Origin of the sequence: uncultured Maricaulis sp., assembly GCF_963975345.1 — a bacterium.
Classification (GTDB): domain Bacteria; phylum Pseudomonadota; class Alphaproteobacteria; order Caulobacterales; family Maricaulaceae; genus Maricaulis.
Genome location: NZ_CAXBGE010000002.1, coordinates 100,701 through 116,327, shown reverse-complemented (window position 1 = coordinate 116,327; position 15,627 = coordinate 100,701). Strand labels below are relative to the sequence as shown.

Sequence of the window (15,627 nt, the reverse complement as noted above, 5' to 3'; positions counted from 1 at the left end):
CGGCCGCGGGCGGGACTGGCGATGGCACAGGGGGAAAACAGGGTAGGCTGGGTTGGCGTTTTGACCTTCGCCCTTGCCTTGCCCTGGTCTATCGCTGGCGGCGGCCTGTTGCCGCCAATGGCGGTCCTGCTCGCCATCGCCGCCTTTCCCGTAGACGCCAATTACTGGCGGCCGCGAACGCCCTCCGTGCCGCTGGTGTTGACGGGATTGTTTCTGGCCTGGGTTGGGATCAGCTTTCTGTGGTCGCCTTATAACAATCCAGAGCAACTCCCCAAAACGCTGATTGGCGTCCCGCTTTACATCCTGCTCGCCCTGCGCGTCGGTGGGCTGGAGGGCCGTTGGCGGTCGCGTTGCGAGGCCTCGGTGATATTCCTTGTGATCGCGTTGGGGCTCTTCCTGCTCGCCGAAACCCTAACCGGTGGCGCGATGACCCACGCCTTCAAGATCGCCGTCGAAGGCTATGGCTCCATGTCAGAAGATGATGTGATGACCTTCGTCAATCGCAATCTGGGTCATGCCGCCGTACCGCTCATGTTGCTCGCTGCACCGGCGGCGCTGCTCGCCCACCGTGCCGGCGGGTTGCTCGTTGGTATTGTGGTGATGGGGTTGGCCGCGATAGCGGCCTTCAGCTTCGACACCGAAGTCAATGCGCTGGCCTTCATACTGGCCTCAGTCGCCGCAGTGCTGACAGCCTTTTGGCCCCGTCCGATGATCGCCGGTGTGTTCGGTATTGTCGCCGGCGGCGTGCTTGTGGTGCCGGTCGTGCTGCCGGGCATCATCGCAGCTCTGCCGCAGGGACTGCAGGACCGCCTGCCGATGTCCTGGGTCTGGCGGCTGGAAATCTGGACCTATGTCAGTGACCTGATCAAGGACAAGCCATTGTTCGGTTATGGGCTCGACGCTTCGCGTCCGCTGAACGGCGAAATGGTGCTGGACGGCTACCAGATCGAAACCCTGCCCATGCATCCCCACAATGCCAGTTTGCAGGTCTGGCTGGAGACCGGTCTGATCGGTGCGGCCCTGCTGACCTGTCTGCTGGTCTTTACCGGCGGACGTATCGCCAGCGCCCCCCGACTGAGCCGGGTCCAGGCCATTGCGACATCATGGGTGCTGGTCACCTATGTATCACTGGTTTTATTCTCCTATGGTGTCTGGCAAGAGTGGCACCAGGCCGCTATGGCTCTGGCGGTGCCTGCCGTCCTGTTCTTGGGTGCCCGGAAACCGGCTTGATGAGTAATTCGCGACTCAGCGTTGTAACAGTCTCCTGGAAGACCGGTCCGCATCTGATGGAGGCGGCGACCGCCGTGCTTGGGGCGCAGGGCGTCGACGAATTCGTCCTGGTCAGCCATGAAAACCCGCCTGAAGTGCTCACGGCGCTGCGCGAACTGGCGGCCCGACACGCCAACTTCATCCTGATCGAGACTGGCGAAAATATCGGCTTCGCGAAGGGTTGCAATATTGGCGCGCTGGCGGCGAGTGGCGAGCTCATCCTGTTTCTCAACCCCGACGCGATTCTGGCGCCGGGCTCGAGCACGCAGCTCAAACAGTCGGCCTTGATGGCCTCGAAGCGTCCATGGGTCATCGGCGCGTGCATTCTTAACTCTGACGCCAGCGAGCAGGCCGGCGGTCGTCGGGGCGAACTGACACCGCGCGCGGCGATGATCAGCTTTCTGCGCCTCGATCTCTTGTTCCCCAGACTGCGCAGTTTGCATTGGGAGCGCGACGTATTGCCGGAGACGATGGTGAAGGTGCCGAACGTGTCGGGGGCTGCAATGATGATGCGCCGGGACGACTTTCTCGAACTGGGCGGATTCGACGAACGCTATTTCCTGCACGTGGAAGATCTCGATCTTTGCCGCAGCGTGCGGGAGGCCGGCGGCGATGTCTGGTTCGAGCCTCGCGTTCAAATCCTGCATTTCGGCGCGACCAGCCAGGCCAGTCCGCTCCGGGTTGAGACCCACAAGGCGACCGGATTCGTCAAGTATTTCTGGAAATTTTATCCCGGCCCGGTGCAGCGTCTGGTGACGGTCCTGTTGATCGGGCCAATTTACGGCGCGCTGTGGGCCCGGGTGTTCTGGATTGCTTTGCGCGGCGCGATACACAATCGGAGCCGCAAACTGCAGGCTCGGGTGCGGCTGTTGCGTTGGCGCCGTTCGCGCCGAGGCCCCGACAATCAGGCCTGAGTCTTGTCGGCCAGTGCGCCGGGAAAACCGCCCGCACGTTTGAGCGCCGATTCAACCGGATGTTTCAGCGCCACATCCTCGAGCCATTTCGCTGTTGCGATCATCCGGTCCAGATCGATGCCGGTTTCGAAGCCGCCGCGCTCGAGCATGTAGATCACGTCTTCGGTCGCGACATTGCCTGTCGCTTTGGGCGCAAACGGGCAGCCACCAATCCCGCCACACGAGGCATCGATGACATCCACGCCGGCATCCACCGCCGCCGCGATATTCGCCAGCGCCGTATTGCGCGTATTGTGGAAATGCATCCGCAGCCGCATATCGCCGCTCTCACGCCGCACAATATCGAGCGCCTTGCGCACGCTCCACGGATCGGCAACGCCAATCGTGTCACCCAGGGCGAATTCACAGGCACCCGCCGCCTTGGCGCGCGCCGCCAGTTCGCCGAGAATTTTCGCATCGACTTCGCCATCGAACGGATCGCCGAACGCGACCGAGACCGTCACCGAGACCGGCACGCCTTCGTCATGGGCCAGGATGGCGATCTTGTCGAACAGGTCGGCGGTCTGCTCCGGCGTCGCGTTCTGGTTCCTCAGCCCGAAGCCGGGCGAGGCGACCATCACATAATTGATCTCGTCACAGCCCGCTTCGAGCGCACGTCGCAAGCCGCGCTCATTGAGCGCCAGACCAATATACCTCACCCCGTCGAGCCGCGGCACCAGAGCCATCACCTCGGCGCTGTCGGCCATCGCCGGCACCAGCTTGGGATGGACAAAGCTCGCCGCCTCCATCCGGTTCACCCCGGCATCGATCAGCCGCGAGATGAATTCGATCTTCATCTCCGTCGACAGCAGGACCGGGTCATTCTGGAGGCCATCACGCGGCCCGACTTCAACGATTTCAATCTTGCGGGTCATTGGGGTGTGTCCTCGGATTCGCCCGGAACACGCTCTTCGACTGCTTCAGGCATTTCAGAAGGGACTCCAAACAGCTCGCCGTACGGCTGAGAATAGGGCGCGTATTGCCGAACTCCAAGCTGGCCGCAGCGAGTGAACAGCACAATCAGCACGGTCTCATCCCCGCGCGAGTAATTGGTACCCGACGCCAAGGCTCGATGACAGACATTGAGCTGCATCATCAAGGTATCCCATATCCAGCGGGTCGCGGTGTGGTCGATCCACGCGGCACCGAGCTCATCGGCGAAAGGCTCCATGCTCTCGAATAGTGCCTCGACATCGGAGGCCGGGGCCAGACGAGCGATATCGGAGACAGCTTCGTCTGTCAGGGGCTGGTCGGCGAGTACCGCCCGCAGCGCCGGGAAGCGCGACAGGTCCAGCACTACCATGGTCGGCTCTTCGCGGCTCTCAGCAAAGGCCAGCGCTTCTTCCGCCGTGCCGAGCATCGTGTCGGTCCCCAGCGAGAAGACCAGGCTCGGCTCGGTATAGCTTGAGGCCGTGACGATATCCTCCGGCGCGATCCCGGCAATCGTCTGCGAATAGCTCCGCGCCGCGCGCACCTGGTCCGCCAAGCGGACGGCATAGGCGTTCGGTGCCGCCGCGCCGCGCGCCATCACTTGCCAACCCAGACCGGCCGCCACGGCGAGGCAGAGCACCAGCACAACCGAGCGACCGCGCGCCGCCATCAGCGCGGCTCCGGTCAGGCCGGCGAATAGCGCCGCGGTCAGGAAGACAATGGCCGCCGTCTTCGGGTCGAGCCCGAGCTGGAAGCCGCCCTCGAAACCGGCCAGTGAAAGCCGCACGGCATCCCAGCTCGCATTATTGCCATAGACGATGAACAGCACCGGCAGTGCGATCGCGAACACCAGGCCGGCGAAGGCGAACAGGGCCCAGCTGACCCATTTCTGCCAAGCGGTAGCCTTGGCCAGTTCCATCAGACCCCAGCCGGCGATCAGCGCGAGGGCGGGATAGGCGGGAAGGACGTAATGGGGGAGTTTGGTTGGCAGAAGTTCAAACACCAGCCAGACCGGAATCGCCCAAGCGAGGAGAAAACGGGCTGCGCTGGCCGTTTTATTGTCGGTCCGGCCACGCAGCGCTGACGAGAGATAGCCCAGTCCGGGTATTACAGTCAGTGTAGCGGGGAATAACAATAGGGGAGCGAGCAGCAAGTGATAGCCGAACAGGCCGCCATGACGCTCGGCGGCGCCGGCCAGTTTCGGGGCCAGATCATCGCCGATTGCCTGACGCAGAAAACCGCCATCCGTCGCGATCTGGATCGAGACCAGCCAAGGCAGAACCATCGCGATAGCGAGCAGTGGCCCCGGCCAGAAGCCCAGTGGTTTCAACCAGTTCGCCTTGCGCTCCCAGATCACCAGTACCAGCACCGTTAGCCCGGCGACCATCGGTGTCACCGGCCCCTTGATCAGCGCGCCCAGCCCGACCGCAAACCAGAACAGGATGGCGGTTTTTTTGCCGCCCTCACCGAAGCGCAAATTTGCCAAGGCAGCCATCGCCAGCGTGGTGCAACCCACTAACATCGCATCAGTTTTCGCGATGCCGCTTTCAATGCCCAACAGCACCGTCACCGCAAAAAGTGCCGCCCCCGCAAAGGCCGCCTCGCGTCCGACCAGTCTTTGCCCACCCCAGAAACAGGCCAGCGCTGCCAGGATCGCACCGAGCATGGAGGGCAGGCGGTAGGCCCAGATTTGGCGCGCTTCAACGCTTGAGAATGTCGCGACGCTGGCGGCTTGAAGCCAATGAATTCCAACGGGTTTCTTGTTGCGCGCCTCGTCGAGAAAATTGATCGAGACGAAATCCCCCGTCTCCAGCATTTGCGCTGTCGCCTGGGCGAACCGGCTCTCATCGCGGTCGAGTGCCGGCAGAGTGAAAATGCCCGCGATCGCCGACAGGGCCGTCAGCAAGCCTATGATAATATAGGCGCGAATTCCCTTGGCTAGCTCGGACATGCCCGTCTCCAATGGTCGCAGGGCTGTGAAAGCGCTCGCGTCATGTGCTAAACGCGGTATTTAAAGCAGACCCGATTTTCCGCAAGCACAAGCAGAGCTTCTTATGAGTCAGACCCCTGATATTTCTATTGTTGTGCCCGCCTATAACGAAGCTGGCAATGTCGTACCGCTGGCGCGCGAGATCGCTGCTGCGCTCAAGGGCCGCAATTTCGAGATGGTGTTTGTCGACGATAATTCGACCGATACCACCCGCGCCGAACTGGTTGCCGCCAAAGACGAATTGCCGATGCTGCGGGTGATCGGCCACCGCCATAATGCCGGCCAGTCGCGCTCGGTCCGGACCGGCGTCATGCATGCGCGCGGCGCAATTATCGGGACACTCGACGGCGATGGTCAGAACCCGCCGGACGGCCTGCCGATCGTGATCGATGCCCTGATGCGCCCCGATGCACCGGAAAATCTCGCTCTGGTCGGCGGTGATCGCAGCCAGAACCGTCAGGACTCGGCTTGGAAAAAATTCGCCTCGCGTTTCGGCAATGGTATCCGCAAGCGCATGCTCAACGATAATTGCAACGATACGGGCTGCGGCCTCAAGGCCTTCAAACGGCAGGTTTATCTGGAACTTCCCTTCTTCGATCACCAGCATCGTTTCCTGCCAGCGCTGATGAATCGAGGCGGCTATTTGTGCGAATTTCGCCCCGTTAGCCATCGTCACCGCACGATCGGCGCATCAAAATATACGAATTTTGGTCGTCTTTTCGCCTCTTTGACAGACATGATGGGAATGATGTGGTTAAATTCACGGGCGCGGAACCCGCGTGGTTCAGACGAGTTATAGTGAGGATCTGATTATGTCAGGTGGCGGGGATAATGGTGTAATGTTGGGTATGATGGCTGCCAATCGCGCACAGCGAGGCGGCCCTGCCAAGGGGAAGAGTTCGATGTTCAATATGTTTCCACTGATGGTCATTCCGGTCATCATCTATGTGATTATCGCTTACACGGTGGGCGGCGCCGACCAGGCTTCAATGGTTGTCACGCTCAATGGGCCGGTTTTCCATATCCCGATGTCAACGGGTCAATGGGCGCTGCCTCTGGGCGATCTGATCGTCATTCTCGGCATGCTCGGACTGTTCGTTGAACAGATCAAAGCGGCCGGTTCCGGCACGTCAACCATCATCAATCACGGCCTCTCCATGGTCGTATTTGTGGTCGCGATGGCGCTGTTTCTGCTCGTTGGAAAATTCGGCACGTCGGCCTTTTTCCTGCTCACGCTGATGGCGTTGATGGATACGGTTGGTGGTTTTGTCGTCACCGTGGTTGCGGCCCGTCGCGATCTCGCGGTCGGCGGCGAAGGCTAAGGTTCTCGCAATCGCACTGGAGCCGTCTCACCAGAGTGAAACGGCTCCAGCTCTTTGAATTTCTGCGATTGTTCTAGAACAGCACGAAGATCAGGGCGGCGCCAAACGCGGCATCACACCAGAAGCCGAAACGTCTCAGGGTCACATCACCAAGCATCAGGCGCGTCGCTCCCACATCGGGGTCGGCGCGCTTTTTTGCGACGCGTCATGATAGGCGCGGCGATAGCGGGCCTGCTCGCTATTCTCGGCACGGATACCGCGACGCGGCGTTCCGGCGATGATCTGGACAATAAGCTCAGCCGTGGCGACCTGCGCCCTCACAGACGACTGCGGCTGGGCCGTAGTTGAATGCGGGGTCGGGACAGGAGCGTGGGCGCGGTCGTGCCGCGGCTGTCGATCATTCGACCCGCGAGCCGAACCAGCCGGCTCAATACGCCGGTTGGTCAGGGTCGGGACAGGATATGGGCTGCGGATCGTGATCATATCGATACCCTCGCAAGGGTGATGCCAAGCTTTAACACCTTATTAACCATGATTCTGGTCGCAACAGCGCACTAAATGCAGCATTTCTGGCCCGATCAGGGCTGACAGCGTCTGGGGCTGGTCTGAAATGATACGAAAGTCTTAACGTGGCCCGAGGGCCAAATTGCCGGTATCGCCAAGCCGTCGACGCTTGGTAAGCTCGATGAGCTTGAAACGAACCAGGAGATTGGCGATGAAACGGGATGCCGCGACGCTTGCGCGTGAAATGTTGCACACGGATCTGGGGGACCTTACCAAAACGGAACGTCGTGTTCTCGACCGCATTGTCGAACGTCGGCAGATCTCGAAAAATCTCAACCGCACCGACGAAGCGGAAAACACCTTCGGCGAACGCATGGCTGACCGGGTCGCCGAGTTTGGTGGGTCCTGGGTTTTCATCGGCATTTTCATGATCGTGTTGTTTGGCTGGATCGGCGCTAATGTGTTGCTGGCCCTGTTTCAGATATCAGCCTTCGACCCCTATCCCTTCATTTTTCTCAATCTGATTTTGTCCATGCTGGCAGCCGTGCAGGCGCCGATCATCATGATGTCCCAGAACCGACAGGCTGCGAAGGATCGTGACGCGGCTACACATGACTATGAGGTCAATTTGAAGGCTGAACTGGAAATCATGGAATTACATGACAAGCTGGACGGGGTGCGCCAGAGCCAGTTGACCAGCCTGCTGCAGCAGCAGGGGCGTCAGATCGAAATGATTGAAGCGTTCCTGGCCGCTAATGGTGGTCAGGCCCGTCCGGTACATGATTGAGCGCCGGGCCTGTGTCCCGGTTGCCCTCACGTGCTATTTTTGTGCTTTCAGCACCTGGTCCAGCTTGTTGCGCATCTCGTCGAGCTCTGCGCGCATCTTGGTGAGGTCGTCTTCGCCGTCCTTGGGGGCGGCCGGCGCGGCAGCTTCGTGAGCCTCCGCCCCAGCAACAAACGGAGTGAACATGCGCATGGTCTTGCCGAAGGCTTCCATATTGCGACGCGTCTGTTCCTCGATCAGCGCCATGGTGGCCTGAGGTGACATCATCGCCTCGCCAACCTTGGTGCGATATTCTTCCTGCTGCTGCGTGAAATTATTCATCGACATCTGCAGATAGCCCGGCACGACGCTCTGAAGGCTATCGCCGTAAAACCCGATCAATTGCCGCAGGAAGTCGACCGGCAGCAAATTGGCGCCGCGCGATTCTTCCTCGAAAATGATCTGGGCCAACACGCCATGCGTCAGGTCTTCGCCGCTCTTGGCGTCGATGACCTGGAAATGCAGGTCCTGTTTCACAAGCTCACGCAAGTGATCGAGGGTCACATATTGGCTCGTCGAGGTGTCGTACAAACGCCGGTTCGCGTATTTCTTGATGATGATGTCCGGCTTGGCGTTTTTGGATTTACTCACCGCGCATTCCCCTATTCGTGTAAAATGCGAGACCCATTGTCGATATTCGCTCGACACGGGCGCGCACCTATTTCATTACGGTTTACGCTCAGCAAGTGGTGTGCTGCAAGCGCGAAGACTTAAAGCCCAACCCACGAACGAGAATTTGAGGATTGATCATGACACGTACGGCGCTGGTTACAGGTGGAACCCGCGGCATTGGGGCCGCGATTTGTCTCGAACTCAAGGCCGCTGGCTATACGGTGATCGCCAATTATGCCGGCAATGAGGAAGCGGCAAAATCCTTCACGGCGGACACCGGCATCGGTGCCGTCAAATGGGATGTCGGCGATTATCAGTCGTGCGTTGACGGCATTGCCGCGGCTGAGGCCGTCGCCGGGGCACCGTTCGACATTCTGGTCAATAATGCCGGGGTTACCCGCGATGGCATGTTCCACAAAATGACGCCGGACCAATGGAATGACGTCATCCGGATCGATCTGACCTCGATGTTTAACATGACACGTCCGATCATTGACGGCATGCGCGAGCGTGGCTTTGGCCGCATCATCAATATCTCATCGATCAATGGCCAGAAGGGCCAGATGGGCCAGGTCAATTATTCCGCCGCCAAGGCCGGTGTGATCGGTTTCACCAAGGCGCTGGCGCAGGAAACCGCGCGTAAGGGCATCACGGTCAATTGCATCGCGCCGGGCTATATCAATACCGACATGGTCGCTGCAGTACCGGCCAATGTGCTGCAATCCATCATCGCCGCGATACCGGTCAATCGGCTCGGAGAGGCCTCGGAAATCGGTGGCCTGGTGACTTATCTGGCTTCGGATGCGGCCGGTTTCATGACCGGATCGGTGCTGACCATCAATGGCGGACAGTACATGGCATGATGATTGGGCGGGCCTCTGCCCAAAAAATGCCGTCTTGCCGGTGTCAATGCTGTCGGTGATGACCCGTATTCTCCTCGTGATATTGACCGCGGCGCTGTTCGCTGGGGCTGCCATCGGGTTTCAAAACCCGTTGCGCGACCGACTCTTGCGTAATGAGCGGGCCGAGGAGAGCGTCGGCTGGTATCAGCGCGCCGATACCGGGGAGTTCTTCCTGTTCGACCGCTCAAGCACGGTTGCCCTGCTGCGCGAGCGTGATGACCCGACTGGCGAAGTGCTCGTGCTGTTTGCCAATCGGGCCCCTGGCGGCGGCACCGCCTACGTCTCCGATACCGGCCGGGAAGTCATTCGTCTCACCGCACTGGGCGGCGCCACCTATTTCCCGGCTGATGCGCCCAATGGCGTCATCGCCGACTTTGCCAGCGCTGCCGGTGGCCTCGCCCCGACGCCGCGCTCGACCGAAGAGGTCCGGCTGCGGGCCGAGGAATTGGTCAATGAACTCAGCGGCGATCTCAACCGCACCATCTCGGTCGGCTATGCGCCAGCCCCGCGCGCCGGGCTCGGGGTCCAATATGACAGCTTGCACATGATCGCTTTGGCTTTCCGCTCCCAGCGCGGCGAACGTCGTCGGCTGCGCGGGATTGAACGGGTGGACATCTCGATCGGTGAACAGCCCGCCGCCTATCGGCGCGATAACAGTCTGGTTGTCGTCATTGCCCCTGAGTTCGGCTTCGCCGGCCGGTCATCCTCGGCCTATATCGCCCGCGCCCTGGTGAGCGAAGACCAGACCAACTGATCAGGCTGGCTACAGGCCGGGCTCCCAGCCGGGCGGTGCCATCTCAAATCCCGAAAACTCGAATCCGGGCGTCACGGTACAGCCGACCAGCGTCCACGCGCCGCAGGATTTTGCACTCTGCCAAGCCTGCGGCTTGATGATCACCTGAGGCTGCTGAGCCCTCGCAATGTCTGGCCCGAGCGTGATCGCAGTCTGGCTCACACCATCTTCGCTGATACCCAGCTTCAGCGCCGCACCGGCATGCCAGTGCCAGATTTCAGTCGCATCGACACGATGCCAGTGCGAACGCTGCCCGGCCTCCAGCAAATAATAGATCGCCGTCCCGCGCGAGCGCCCATCTGCACCGGGCGCATCGCGCCAAGTCTCAACATACCAGCCACCTTCTGGATGGCGTTGCATGCCGAGTGATTCGACGATTTGTGTGGCTGTCAGCCCGGCCATCAGAACGCATCCTTGCGGCGGCGGATCTCGGCAAACACCTCGGCGTCGGCGGCATGGGCAAGATCAAGCCGGGCGCGGATCACCGGATCGGCAGCGCGCACGAAGGGGTTGGCGGCTTTCTCGGCAGCGACTGTCGTCGGCACGGTTGCTTCGCCGCGCGCGCGCTTGGCATAAACGCCGGCCGCATAGGTCTGCAGCGCGCCATTGTCAGGATCGATGCTAAGCGCGAAGCGGGCATTGGCTGCCGTGTATTCATGGGCGCAATAGATCACGGTCTCATCGGGCAGTGCCGCCAGACGCGACAGGCTGGCCCACATCTGCTGCGGCGTGCCCTCGAACAGGCGGCCGCAACCGAGCGCAAACATCGTATCGCCGACAAAGGCGATATTCTCGCCCGGCAGAGAATAGACGATATGGCCGCTGGTGTGGCCGGGCGTGAACATCACTTTCGCCTCGACATTACCGAGCCAGACGCTGTCACCTTCGCTCACCGCAAGGTCAATGCCGGGGATCCGTGAGCGCTCATAGGAAGGGGCAACGATGCGGGCCCCGGTCGCGGCCTTGATCGCGGCATTGCCGCCGGCATGGTCGAAATGGTGATGCGTGTTCCAGATCTGGGTGATGGTCCAGCCGGCCGCTTTCGCCTCCGCCAGGATGTGTTCGGCATCGGGCGTGTCGATGGTCGCGGTTTCGCCGCTCGCCGGATCATGGATCAAGAAGCCGTAATTGTCGGACAGGCATGGAAACTGCCGGATGCTCAGTTCGCTCATTGTTGATTTCGCCGGTTTGGTTAGTGTTGCTTTGGAAGCCCCATGATCGGGGTAAAAGCCTGGAGTGTGAAGCGTGCGCCGCGAAGCTCTCGAACTCGACCGTTTTTATCGCAGTCGCCAGGGCTTGGTGGCGCGAGAAATGATCGGCCGCCGCTTGGCCGCGATCTGGCCTGATGTGAAGGATCTGGACCTGCTCGGTCTCGGTTTCGCCACCCCCTATCTGGACGCTTATCGGGACAGCGCCCGGCGCTGTGTTTGCTTCATGCCGGCGACACAGGGCGCTGTGGTGGCCTCTACGGCCTGTTCCGGCATTGCGCTGGGCGACGAGACGCATTTGCCCTTCCCTGATGCTCTGTTCGACCGTGTGCTGCTGGTTCATGCGCTCGAGGAGGCGGATTCGCTGCAGGCCTCCCTGCGGGAGATCTGGCGCGTTCTGGCCCCGGAGGGGCGGGTCGTGATCGTTACTGCGGCCCGGTCGGGGATATGGGCTTGGCTCGACTCGACGCCTTTTGGCCATGGCCGGCCGTTTTCGCGAGCCCAATTGTCGCAATTGCTCGACGACGCTCTGTTTGAGCCGACCGCCTGGTCGCGCGCCCTGTTCGCGCCGCCGTGGAAATGGAGCACAAACACACGCATCGCCCGGATGTGGGAGGATGCCGGTGAACGGGCTTGGCCGGCGCTGGGTGGCGTCATCATGGTCGAGGCCGTGAAGCGGACCATGGCCTTGCGGCCGCGGCGCGCCACTGCGCCCGTTCGCGGCAAGCCACTTGAAGCCGGGGCCCGGCCCGCGCTATCCCGTCAGGATACGCCCCCCGATCTTTCGGACAGCTGAGGTAGATTCATGGCCATCGAACCGCGTGCCGGCATTCTCGACATCCAGCCCTACAAGCCGGGCGCCGCCGATGCGCCGGGCGTGGCCAATCCGGCCAAGCTGTCCTCGAACGAAAATGCGCTCGGCTGTTCGCTCAATGCGGTCGCGGCGTTTGAAGCGGCGGCCTCACGGCTGCATCGCTATCCCGATGGCGGCGCGACTGTGTTGCGCGACGCGATTGCCCATGAAGAGGGGCTCGAGGCCGATCATATCGTCTGCGGCACCGGCTCCGATGAAATCCTGCAATTGCTCGGCCGCGCCTATCTTAATCCCGGCGACAAGGTCGTGCAGTCGCAATACGGCTTCCTGGTCTATCGCCTTGTGGCCATGCAGTCCGATGCCCGGCTCGTGTCGGCACCCGAGCGCGGCTATACCACCGATGTCGATGCGGTGATCGCCGCGGCCGGTGACGACACCAAGATCGTCTTCATCGCCAACCCCAACAATCCCACCGGCACCTATATCTCCGACGCCGAAGTGCGCCGCCTGCGTGACGCGCTGCCGCCGACGACCTTGCTGGTGCTCGATGCGGCCTATGCCGAATTCGTCGATGCCGCTGACTATGATCCTGGCATGAAGCTGGCCCGTGAGCGTGACGATGTCTTCGTGACGCGGACTTTCTCGAAGATCCATGGCCTTGCCGGTCTGCGGCTGGGTTGGGGTTATGGTCCGAAAGCGATCATCGACGTCCTCAACCGCGTGCGCGGTCCGTTCAACGTCAATCTGCCGGCCATCGAAGCCGGTGCGGCGGCCATCGCCGATCGCGATTTCATGCGGCGCTCGGCGACGCACAACGCGACCTGGATCGCCTATCTGCAGCAGCAGCTCGGCGGGCTCGATCTTGAAGTGACACCGAGCGTTTGCAATTTCGTGCTGGTGCACTTCCCGAAAACGCCGGGCAAGACGGCGGCTGATGCCGATGCCTACCTGACCCGGCAAGGGCTTATCGTTCGGCCGGTCGGCGCTTACGGTTTGAAGGATTCTTTGCGGATCACGGTCGGCAAGGAAGCGGATAACCGGCGGCTGGTCGATGCTCTGGCCGACTTTATGGCGAAGTAATCGGCGTCAGTTGCCGATATCACCCAGTCTGACCGGGCCGAGATAGACGCCGCCATCGCGCAGCCGGAAGGGCAGAGCGACGCCGTCAGGGCCGCGCGGCGCCATCATCGCCGCCAACCGCAGGGCCTGTTCATTTTCTGCCGGCACCAGCTTGGCCTGAACCAAGGCGTCGGCGAGGGCATCAGGGTCGGTGATATGCAGCGACAGGCGGCCATCGGCCCGCGCTGCCGCGTCGAGCGTGAATTCACCCACGCCCGCCAGATGGGCGGGCCCCCATTCCAGCGCCGATTCAGCGATCTGCAACTGACCTCCGGCCCGGCTCCAAGCCCCGGCATCGGCGTCAGTCGCCAGCGTTGCCCATTGTGTCACCGTCAGATCCAGGCGGGCCAGGTCGGCGGTTTGCCCAAAGGCGCGCAACACGTCCGGCGTGAAGGCGGATGCGCTTGTCGACACCCCCGACGCCTCCAAGCGAACCCGCAAGGTGTCCTCTTCGGTGACGATGCCGGAGAGCAGAAGCTTTTCGATCGAAGCAATACTGGGCACATCGCCAGTCACAGGGGTCACCGTGAAATCGTCGAACTCGGCACCGATCCTGGTGGTCTCGCCCAAATTATTGCTGACCAGGCTGATCAGGGCGAGCCTGGCATTGAGTTCCAGTGATGTGGCCGGTGCCTCGCCATATTCGAGCCAGAGCGGTCCGTCGAATTCCACGATCCAGTGTTTGAAATCATAGAACAGCGCGTGTGCCTTGAGCATGGCCAGCTGTGCAACCCAGGCGCCATCGCTTTGCGGTGCTTGGATTTGCGGAGCCGTCAACTCGACCTGAAAGCGGTAGGGAAAACCGGTCACCCGCAACCGGTCCTGCTCGATCACATAGCCGGCGGCTTCCTGGCGCGCGATCCACGACGCAACCTGGACCTCGATGGTGGATTTGGCGTGCAGCCAGTAGACGGTATAGAGCACAAACAGCGCCAGAACACCGATAACGGGGTAGAGGAAACGCATTGGAATTCTCACGCATCGGTCTCCCGGTTGGCGTTGGTGGGAGCCTGCGGGAGCAGGGCGTCGGCGGCGGTATTGATCCGCTCATGCAGGGTGCGCATGAATTCGGCCTTGGGCAGGCCAGGGGCAATCGGTTCGAGAAATTCAACCACGATCAGACCCGGTTTCTTCAGGCCGCAATAGGGGTGTAGGTGGACACCGGAATTGAGCGCGACCGGCACGCAGGGCAGGTTCATTGACTGGTAGAGGCCGGCAATTCCGGGCTTGAATTCAGGATGCTGCCCGGGCTCAACGCGCGTACCTTCCGGAAAGATCAACACCTGACGACCTTCGCCGCCGCGCGTCGCCGCATCACGCAGCATTTTGCGCAGGGCTTTCGAGCCGGCACTGCGCTCGACATTGATATTGCCCAGCTTGACCGCGAACCAGCCGAAGAAGGGCATGTAGATCAGGGAGCGTTTCAGAATGATCGCCGGATCGTCGAGAATCCCCCAGAAGGCCAGGGTCTCCCACATGCTCTGATGTTTGGACGCGACCAGGGCTCCGCCTTGGGGCAGATGCTCGCGGCCCCTGACCTCGAAGCGCACGCCGCAAATCCAGCGCAGTCCGAACCAGATGATCGCCAGATAGAGCCGCAGATAATTGCGTGACCAGCGGCGCGGTCCGAGCAGAAGCGGTGTGCCAGCCAGCCCCATGATCGCCATCAGCCCATACATGTAGAGCTGGAAGATGATGGATCGGACAGCCGTCACGACGCGTGGTCCGACGCCGGGAAGAGTGTCCGGCCAATCCAGACCGTGCTGTATTTGGCGTATTCCTGCATCCAGAGCCGTGCAGCACGCGGATTGCGCCAAGGCGGCTCGGTGCGGACAGGATAGGGGATGAATTCAACGTCAGGCATCGCCTTGTCCATCTCGATCAGACTGCGCGGCAGATGATAGTCTGAGGTCACAATGATCAAGCGTTGATAGCCGTTGGCGCGCACCCATTGCGCCGTTTCGCGCGCATTGCCGACCGTATCCGTCGCCTCGCGGCCCAGCTCGACGCAGCACGAGAATTGCGCATCCGTCAGATCGGTTTGGGCCCGCAATTCCTCGGTCGTCACCGAAGGATGGACCCCGGAAACCAGCAAATGTGCCGACCGTCCGTCCTGCAGTAATTGCACGCCAGCGGTCAGCCGGCCCTGATCCCCGGTCAGCACCACAATCCCGTCGGCCTGCAATGTCGCATCCGGCGGGGCGTAACCGGACACGGTGCCGGCATAGACACCGAAGCCGATCAGGCTGACGGCGACGATGGCAAAGGCCAGTGCTCGCAAAAGGCTACCGCCCTGTTTCATGTGTTCGCTCGCTCCAACGCTGGCGCATGACATCCCATACCCGGCCCGAGGTCCATATTCGTCAGCCAGTTATCGCTGTGATTGAG

General features: G+C 61.4%; 18 protein-coding genes. 9 read left to right on the top strand and 9 right to left on the bottom strand.

The genetic code is table 11. The features are described from left to right. Positions 1-21 precede the first annotated feature (21 nt). Both AAC029_RS02260 and AAC029_RS02255 read left to right on the top strand, forming a co-directional pair. Entirely contained in the window at positions 22-1,230 is a 1,209-nt protein-coding gene (locus AAC029_RS02260; protein WP_339743508.1) for an O-antigen ligase family protein, read from the top strand. Continuing rightward, positions 1,230-2,183, top strand: coding sequence for a glycosyltransferase family 2 protein (locus tag AAC029_RS02255; protein WP_339743506.1), 954 nt, complete (start codon positions 1,230-1,232; stop codon positions 2,181-2,183). Before AAC029_RS02260 ends, AAC029_RS02255 begins: the two co-directional genes overlap by 1 nt. On the opposite strand, the gene AAC029_RS02250 is transcribed toward AAC029_RS02255, so the two are convergent. Further along, positions 2,174-3,097: a hydroxymethylglutaryl-CoA lyase gene (locus tag AAC029_RS02250; RefSeq protein WP_339743504.1), complete on the bottom strand. Its 924-nt coding sequence runs from the start codon at positions 3,095-3,097 to the stop codon at positions 2,174-2,176. The two genes, AAC029_RS02255 and AAC029_RS02250, sit on opposite strands and share 10 nt — an antisense overlap. Next, on the bottom strand, positions 3,094-5,103 hold the full coding sequence (locus AAC029_RS02245; protein ID WP_339743502.1) for a glycosyltransferase family 39 protein: 2,010 nt from the start codon (positions 5,101-5,103) through the stop codon (positions 3,094-3,096). Before AAC029_RS02245 ends, AAC029_RS02250 begins: the two co-directional genes overlap by 4 nt. 103 nt (positions 5,104-5,206) lie before the next feature. Here AAC029_RS02245 and AAC029_RS02240 point away from each other — a divergent pair, with 103 nt between their 5' ends. Then, positions 5,207-5,941, top strand: coding sequence for a glycosyltransferase family 2 protein (locus AAC029_RS02240; protein WP_339743500.1), 735 nt, complete (start codon positions 5,207-5,209; stop codon positions 5,939-5,941). Positions 5,942-6,044: 103 nt separating this feature from the next. Next, positions 6,045-6,464 carry a hypothetical protein gene (locus AAC029_RS02235; RefSeq protein WP_339743498.1) on the top strand — a complete coding sequence of 140 codons (420 nt, stop codon included), beginning with the start codon at positions 6,045-6,047 and terminating at the stop codon, positions 6,462-6,464. 156 nt (positions 6,465-6,620) lie between these two features. Here AAC029_RS02235 and AAC029_RS02230 read toward each other — a convergent pair whose 3' ends face one another. Next, on the bottom strand, positions 6,621-6,785 hold the full coding sequence (locus tag AAC029_RS02230; RefSeq protein WP_339743496.1) for a hypothetical protein: 165 nt from the start codon (positions 6,783-6,785) through the stop codon (positions 6,621-6,623). Positions 6,786-7,179: 394 nt separating this feature from the next. On the opposite strand from AAC029_RS02230, the gene AAC029_RS02225 reads away from it, so the two are divergent. Further along, positions 7,180-7,755 carry a DUF1003 domain-containing protein gene (locus AAC029_RS02225; RefSeq protein WP_339743494.1) on the top strand — a complete coding sequence of 192 codons (576 nt, stop codon included), beginning with the start codon at positions 7,180-7,182 and terminating at the stop codon, positions 7,753-7,755. 33 nt (positions 7,756-7,788) lie between these two features. On the opposite strand, the gene phaR is transcribed toward AAC029_RS02225, so the two are convergent. Then, a complete protein-coding gene (gene phaR, locus AAC029_RS02220) occupies positions 7,789-8,382 on the bottom strand; it encodes a polyhydroxyalkanoate synthesis repressor PhaR (RefSeq protein ID WP_339743492.1) in 594 nt (197 codons plus the stop codon). Positions 8,383-8,540: 158 nt separating this feature from the next. On the opposite strand from phaR, the gene phbB reads away from it, so the two are divergent. Both phbB and AAC029_RS02210 read left to right on the top strand, forming a co-directional pair. Continuing rightward, positions 8,541-9,266 carry an acetoacetyl-CoA reductase gene (gene phbB / locus AAC029_RS02215; protein ID WP_339743490.1) on the top strand — a complete coding sequence of 242 codons (726 nt, stop codon included), beginning with the start codon at positions 8,541-8,543 and terminating at the stop codon, positions 9,264-9,266. A 58-nt stretch (positions 9,267-9,324) separates the two neighbouring features. After that, positions 9,325-10,059 carry a DUF4908 domain-containing protein gene (locus tag AAC029_RS02210; protein ID WP_339743488.1) on the top strand — a complete coding sequence of 245 codons (735 nt, stop codon included), beginning with the start codon at positions 9,325-9,327 and terminating at the stop codon, positions 10,057-10,059. 9 nt (positions 10,060-10,068) lie between these two features. Here AAC029_RS02210 and AAC029_RS02205 read toward each other — a convergent pair whose 3' ends face one another. Further along, the gene (locus AAC029_RS02205) at positions 10,069-10,500 is read right to left on the bottom strand and encodes a cupin domain-containing protein (RefSeq protein ID WP_339743486.1); all 432 of its coding nucleotides are present in this window, start codon (positions 10,498-10,500) and stop codon (positions 10,069-10,071) included. Beyond that, entirely contained in the window at positions 10,500-11,270 is a 771-nt protein-coding gene (gene gloB, locus AAC029_RS02200) for a hydroxyacylglutathione hydrolase (protein WP_339743484.1), read from the bottom strand. Before gloB ends, AAC029_RS02205 begins: the two co-directional genes overlap by 1 nt. A 73-nt stretch (positions 11,271-11,343) precedes the next feature. Between gloB and AAC029_RS02195 the strand changes: the two genes are divergently transcribed. Together AAC029_RS02195 and hisC are read left to right on the top strand one after the other, a co-directional pair. Then, entirely contained in the window at positions 11,344-12,102 is a 759-nt protein-coding gene (locus AAC029_RS02195) for a class I SAM-dependent methyltransferase (RefSeq protein ID WP_339743482.1), read from the top strand. 9 nt (positions 12,103-12,111) lie between these two features. Next, positions 12,112-13,200, top strand: coding sequence for a histidinol-phosphate transaminase (gene hisC / locus AAC029_RS02190; RefSeq protein WP_339743480.1), 1,089 nt, complete (start codon positions 12,112-12,114; stop codon positions 13,198-13,200). A 6-nt stretch (positions 13,201-13,206) separates the two neighbouring features. Here hisC and AAC029_RS02185 read toward each other — a convergent pair whose 3' ends face one another. Genes AAC029_RS02185 through AAC029_RS02175 form a run of 3 tightly spaced genes read right to left on the bottom strand, consistent with a single transcriptional unit; the run spans position 13,207 to position 15,541 of the window. After that, a complete protein-coding gene (locus tag AAC029_RS02185; RefSeq protein ID WP_339743478.1) occupies positions 13,207-14,205 on the bottom strand; it encodes a DUF2125 domain-containing protein in 999 nt (332 codons plus the stop codon). An 8-nt stretch (positions 14,206-14,213) separates the two neighbouring features. Then, positions 14,214-14,954, bottom strand: a complete 741-nt coding sequence (locus AAC029_RS02180) for a lysophospholipid acyltransferase family protein (RefSeq protein ID WP_339743476.1) — start codon at positions 14,952-14,954, stop codon at positions 14,214-14,216. Next, positions 14,951-15,541 carry a YdcF family protein gene (locus AAC029_RS02175; protein WP_339743474.1) on the bottom strand — a complete coding sequence of 197 codons (591 nt, stop codon included), beginning with the start codon at positions 15,539-15,541 and terminating at the stop codon, positions 14,951-14,953. Before AAC029_RS02175 ends, AAC029_RS02180 begins: the two co-directional genes overlap by 4 nt. Positions 15,542-15,627 lie beyond the last annotated feature (86 nt).